The sequence below is a fragment of the Chitinophagaceae bacterium genome (assembly GCA_007695095.1).
Classification (GTDB): domain Bacteria; phylum Bacteroidota; class Bacteroidia; order Chitinophagales; family REEL01; genus REEL01.
Window position 1 is genome coordinate 1 of the sequence record REEL01000044.1, and the last position, 6,338, is coordinate 6,338.

A 6,338-nucleotide genomic window follows, 5' to 3' on the forward strand; every position below is an offset into this window, starting at 1 on the left:
AAAACTATATTGTATTTTTATTAAACAATAAATTATGTTATTAATTATTTACAACATGTTATTATTACTACTTTATACTATAAATTATTTTTTACTTTTTTAGGCAAAAGCAATGAATCAATAAATTTTGATAAATACAATTTTAAAAATCTTTAAAAATAGAAAATCATGAAATCTTATAATTTTAGCTTTACAAAATCATTTTTTAACTTAAGGATGCAGGCTACATTCATAACCTTGATTCTTTTTTCAATTACAACTTTTATTCATGCGGAAGAACCGACAAAGGAGTGGGCATATACGGGACATACTCATTGGGTTTTAAGCATAGCTGTTGATGCTGACGGAAATATTTACTCGGGTTCCAGAGATGAGGAAATTCATAAAAAAACATCGGATGGTGATCATATTTGGACATACAATGAGCATACCGATATGGTTCGGGGTTTAGATGTAGATGCAGATGGTTATATATACTCGGCCTCAGAGGATAATGAAGTTCACAAAATTACACCGGCCGGAGATTCTGTATGGGTTTATAGAGAACATGGCGATGAAGTGATGTCTGTCAGAGTTGGTGCAGATGGATATATTTATACTTGTTCCATTGATGATGAAGTCCATAAAATCAATCCTGACGGAGATTCTGTATGGATTTATAGGGAACATAATGACAGAGTATACGGCATAGACGTGGATGATAATGGCTATGTCTACTCAGCAAGCAGAGACGGAGAGGTTCATAAGATTGATCCGGATGGGAACCAGGTTTGGGTATATACTGAAAACATTGGAAGTGGTTCCTTTAACATGGTTTATGATGTAGTAGTTGATGCAGATGGATATGCTTATTCAGCTTCTATACATGAAGAAATACACAAAATCAGCCCGGACGGCAATCAGGTTTGGGAATATGAAGAACATGAAAACACGGTTTATACTCTATTATTGGATGAAGACGGGTATTTATACTCAGGTTCGCAAGATTCAGATGTTCATAAAATTAGCCCGGACGGAGATCAAATCTGGGTTTATCCTGAACATACAAGCTCAGTAAGAGCACTTGAAATTGATGCTGATGGTTATGTATACTCAGGAAGTGAAGACGATGAGTTACATAAAATTAGGCAGCCGTTGGAAACTTTCATACCGGATATTGCAGAAAATAATCAATATTTACAGTTAAAAAATTACCCGAACCCTTTTGCTAGCACTACGAATATTCAATATAAACTTCCTTACGAAGTACATGTAGAGCTAAGTGTCTATGATATTACCGGTCAAAAAATTAAAACTTTAGTAGATGAGAAACAGACAGGTGGTCAACATAACATAACTTTTGATGGTCAAAATCAACCGGTAGGCATCTATTTCTTTCGATTGAAAACGGATGAATTTATTGAAACCGGTAAAATGACAATTAATTGATGGAATGAGGTTGTTTTAATACCTAAAGTTCATTATCTGTTTCACCATTTGCAGCTAAATTTCCAAATAACAGGTTCATCCCAAATCGGAAGTGCCAGTTTTGATTTTCCAAAGGTGCAATTAAGGAGAATATATTATCACTTACCCCATAAACTTGAACGGGACCGGCTTTTACAACTAAGCCTGCTCCTAAATTGGAGTAGCTGCCCCCGTATACAGAATAGGTTAAGGATGCATTCAGCCAATTTGTAAAATCCCCTACCCAGGAAGCTGTTATTGCCGGCCGGAAGTTCCTGTCTATGAATGACCCGTGCAAAACAAGCCCGAGAGAATGGTTGGGTAATAATTGATACTGCCCTCCTAAATAGAGAAAAGAGCGCAAATGTGTGCGGTAGCTTTCCTCACTTTTTAAAGGAATAAAAGCATCTGAGAGACTATCCACTAATTTGTCAAAAGCACTTTCCGAATCTTCACTTTCTCCAACTAATTCATTGAGGTGTATTCCGCTAAAAGTAAAAGAACTATCTGCTATCACATAATTTGCGATATCATTTTTCCAGTGAATGTAACCTATGTCGTTTACTGCAGCTGAAAAACTCAACTTTTCTGAAAACTTATAATTTGCACCAACATCTAACCCAAACCCGGAATTAGAATATCTGAAAAGTCTGTCCTGATAATTAAAATCTAAATCAATTAATGAGCTGACACCGGAAGTGCGAATGTTTGCCGACCCATCAAGCGTTAAATCATAAGTATCTTCATGTGTTGTAATTCCCAATTTACTTTCAACGGTTTGGATATTTTCCATACCATTCAGCCATTTCGCTCTAAGGCCCACGGTAAGTTTATCTGATAGCTTTCTTGAGTAACCAAAAGCATATTCACGATAAGACATATAATTATAGGCTAATCCATCTAAACTAACTCTTTGCCCTATAAATTGCGCATTTCCTTCCCAAAATAAAGCCACTAAATTTCTAGGATAAATCAACTCTGTATGTATAATTTCCCTTGCACTAAACGAAAAATAGTTTTTAGATGAACGAAATCCAAAACCCAATAAATCTACCTGTAAATTCAGCTTGAGATAGTTCGTTTCATCTAATTTATCCAGCAAATTATCCATATTCACATAAAGAGAATCATCATCCCTCCTTTGAACTACATCTGTATATTTAAATGAGCTGTTCTCTAAACCAAAATAATTTGAAGAAATGACCGGTAAACCTACATAAAACCGATTTTCCGGCATAAAAGAAGTATTCACATAAGCTGACTGGGGAATCTTTGACATATGATAAATCGTATATCCTTGCTGAGCAAAAAGAGGGAATGAAAGAAATTTCAGAAAAACAACTGCAAATAACAGCCTGAAATCAATTTTAAATATATATATTTTCATTATAAATTTACCTTACCTGCTAAAAACAAACCGAGATTGACATTAATCGTATATTCATCTAATATCTTTACGGTCTCACCATCCAAAGCATTTGTAGTTTTCATTCCTGATTCAATTATCACATGAGATGCGTTTGTCATATTATCTATTCTCTGCCGACTAAATTCAATATCTGTAATCTTTCTCTTTGGCGCTATTACTATACCATCTGAGTCTGTCTCACCGGACAAAATAATTTCTCCTGATGAAGAAAAAACTGAATCCATAACTACAAAATTTTCATCTGCAAAATATACCTGCATATTTGCATTGAAAGGAAAACCATTGTCGATAACAATTCGCAATGCCATAGAATCAACTTCATCTATTTGCTCTCCGAAACTAAAATCCAGTGTATCTCTAAGAACAAAACCATAAGCTAAACCCTCTAGTGGTAAAATTATCTCTGTATCTACCCTGAATTGACTTTCATTGGTAATAAAATTGGGCAAATCAACCGGAGAAGTGGCAGAACCGGGGTTTGAGACCGCAAACAAACGATAAATCAACTGTTGAGGAGCTGAGTGTAAAAGTGAACCTAAGTTACTGTTTTGGTCATCTATATTTAAATTTGTAAAAGCCGTTTCACCAACTTCATTAAAGGCAGGAGCATTTAACCCAAAAGGGTTGCTGAAGTTTGTAAAGAATACGTCAGTTTCTTCCCCGGTATAAAAATTTCTGGTTTGAAAAGTTTGAATTTCTATATCTATAGGTAAACCAAATGAATTAGCTATAGATAGCTGCACATAAGGGCTAACCAAGTCAAAAAATCCGGCTTGATTATTATCAAAAAAATCAATGTTAATAGTATCTTCTTGTTCTAAAAGTGTATGCTCTCCAATATCTCCGAATATTTTTAAAAACTCAAGCTTTTCAAAAGTATGGTCAATTCTAATCAAATCAGCCACTGTTATTGGTTGCCCTTCATATTCTGCAGAAAATACATATTGAATACCAATTTCATTATTTCCCTGTGTACCACTATTCATTTCAATAGTGTAATTGCTTAAATCAACAGATTCTGTAACAGATATCTGAGAACCGTTATAATCCAATGGTATAGTCACTTCAAAAGGGACATTATTTCTTTCCATACCGGGGATACTTACTATCAATTCCCCACTATGTTGAATATCCGAAGTAATTTCCAACTCTAAAATTCCCTCTTCAATTACAAGTGTTTCGATTTTCAAATCCGTTTGAGCAGAAATGTCATAAGTGTATGATTCCGATTTAGTGATGGCACCATTATTAACAAAATCACTAATTTCCTGACTACTTAAATTAAATAAATACTCAAAATTTAAATCCGGCAGCTGTATAATATCACGGATGTCAAAAGAAATAAGAGAGCCGGAATAAGCCAATGCCACCTGACCGGTATTTTGATCTATCACAAAAAGTTCAGAAGTATCTTCGGTAATAATATCATAAACAGAAAGTGAAGCAAAAACAAGCGGAACAGCAAACTCCGGAGTCCACTCAGTAGTTGTCATTTTATCAAAATCCAGATTATCTTTTAAACAAGAAGTACTTGAAAGCACAAAAAGCAAAAAAATAATTACAGCAATTCTATTAGTCTTTAAAACCTTCAATTGGAAATTTTTAGTAAAAGTAGAAAAATGCACTTTAAGGCAAAAATGAATGAATCAGATTTTTGAATATTACAAATAAATAATGGATTTTTAAGCTTTAGATTAACTTTTTAAAAGAGACAAAAACCAAAATTGGTTTGTAGATTTGTTTTCTCTAAAATTTTATATAACAACATTACTTAGTACTTTTGAACAAAAAATATATACCCGATTTAAGGAAGCGCATTGATAAAAAGATATTTACTAAGACAGATGTGCCTATAGTTGTTTATCTGGCAGTAATTATTGCAATGATAGTTACATGGAATATCCGCCAGCGTTTTGAGATAGCCGGAGATTTTTTTGTGGAATTATTTGGCGTTGCTTTTACACTATTCATTATTGACATTCTTTTAGTCAGTTCAAAGTCAAAAAGATGGAAAATAGTACAGGAAGATGTTGATTACTTAATTGCCAGAAATATCAATCGACTTAGGGATGGGCTTGCTATTCGTGCTTTTAACTTTCAACCGGATGTAAATCACTCATTAACTATCCGGGAGCAACAAGCAAATTTTCTTACAGAACTTGAATCATTGGAACCCAAGCAATTAGAAACCAGATTGTACGAGGCAGAACTTTTCTCAACGGGCAGCTATGCATATTTTAACGAGCGTTCGGATGACCTGTGGGATGTAATCAACATGAAATACGCTGAATTCCTCCCCCCTATTTTAGTGTCTCAGTTGATTAATTTGCATACACATTTAAAAGATGTCTGCGGTCATATCAACCAATACCGCAAATCAGAACGATTTAAAGAAGATCAGGCATATTATCAAAGTGCTGCCATCAAAGGAATCAGCTACAACCTAAAGCAGATTTTACATTTAGTCAATATTTTGAAAAAAGAAGGCTATTCCGAACCGGCCAGAACAGTTTTTGAGGGGAAGTAGGGGGAGGAAAGAAAATGCTTTAAGGATATAAATGCTATAATACCAGTAAGTTTTAGCAAATAATCATAAGCTTTTTTATTGTTTTTAAAAAAAATATTTGCTTGCGACACTAATTGTCGCTACATGCTTTTAAGTTTGTAGCTGTGTTTGTCATTGAATCAATGTGTGTTAAGCTAAAGGTCAACTATATCTCACTTATTATATTTTACCGGTATGCTTTCACACTTTGATTCTTGATTAAAAGAAAAAAAAATGAAAAGGTCTACATTTATTAAAAGTCTAATACTTGGAGGAGCGGGTGCTGCCTATGTTGGAAATAATTATCATGAATTTTTGAAAGAATATCCAAAGGTTTATCACAATTATGTACGGGGATTGCAATACTATAAATATAAATCAGTGGCAAAACATTTAAGGGAAGGGGGACGATTATTTTTAAAAAGAGAACCTAAAAACCGGTATGACAAATGTGCTATAGGAGTCTATTATAATTCAATGAAGTTGGGCTACTTACCCAGAGATGAAAATAAAGTTTTGGCAAACTTGATGGATTTAGGAAAACCGGCTTATGCAAGGATTAAAAAGCTGAATAGCAATGAAGATGAACTATACAAAGCTGTATTTGTGGAAGTTTTTGCGGATGTGGGGTGAGGGTTTTAAACCCGCAAGGTTGTTGTTTATTAATGAGTGAAATTTTTGATAATAGTTGGATGTTGAATAAAGCCAACCTTGCGGGTTAAGGAAAGTGAAGCATTAAATAAATGTTCAAAAGCATGAAAGTCAAATAATAATACGAAATGATAAATATAAGTTTAAGAATTTTTTTTAATATTGGGGAAGGGGAATAAATTATGTTAACAACACTTTTAAAAATAGGAGAATGGCAAAGCCAGGGAAAAAGCGAATGGGATCGCTTTTTGGAGAAGCCTAATATTG

5 protein-coding genes are annotated in these 6,338 nt (G+C 34.0%); 3 read left to right on the forward strand and 2 right to left on the reverse strand.

Features of this window, described 5'->3' with window-relative positions; translation table 11 throughout:
- Positions 1-168: 168 nt before the first annotated feature.
- Positions 169-1,428 (forward strand): T9SS C-terminal target domain-containing protein, encoded by a 1,260-nt coding sequence (locus EA412_00900; GenBank protein TVR83411.1) that lies wholly within the window; start codon positions 169-171, stop codon positions 1,426-1,428.
- Positions 1,429-1,450: 22 nt separating this feature from the next.
- Here the strand turns inward: EA412_00900 and EA412_00905 are convergent, their stop codons facing one another.
- The gene (locus EA412_00905) at positions 1,451-2,833 is read right to left on the reverse strand and encodes a hypothetical protein (GenBank protein ID TVR83412.1); all 1,383 of its coding nucleotides are present in this window, start codon (positions 2,831-2,833) and stop codon (positions 1,451-1,453) included.
- Positions 2,833-4,467 (reverse strand): hypothetical protein, encoded by a 1,635-nt coding sequence (locus EA412_00910; GenBank protein ID TVR83413.1) that lies wholly within the window; start codon positions 4,465-4,467, stop codon positions 2,833-2,835. The genes EA412_00905 and EA412_00910 overlap by 1 nt, the downstream gene beginning before the upstream one ends.
- Before the next feature lie 188 nt (positions 4,468-4,655).
- On the opposite strand from EA412_00910, the gene EA412_00915 reads away from it, so the two are divergent.
- The gene (locus EA412_00915; GenBank protein TVR83414.1) at positions 4,656-5,402 is read left to right on the forward strand and encodes a hypothetical protein; all 747 of its coding nucleotides are present in this window, start codon (positions 4,656-4,658) and stop codon (positions 5,400-5,402) included.
- Between the two features lie 252 nt (positions 5,403-5,654).
- Positions 5,655-6,053, forward strand: a complete 399-nt coding sequence (locus tag EA412_00920) for a hiran domain protein (GenBank protein ID TVR83415.1) — start codon at positions 5,655-5,657, stop codon at positions 6,051-6,053.
- Positions 6,054-6,338: the final 285 nt, after the last annotated feature.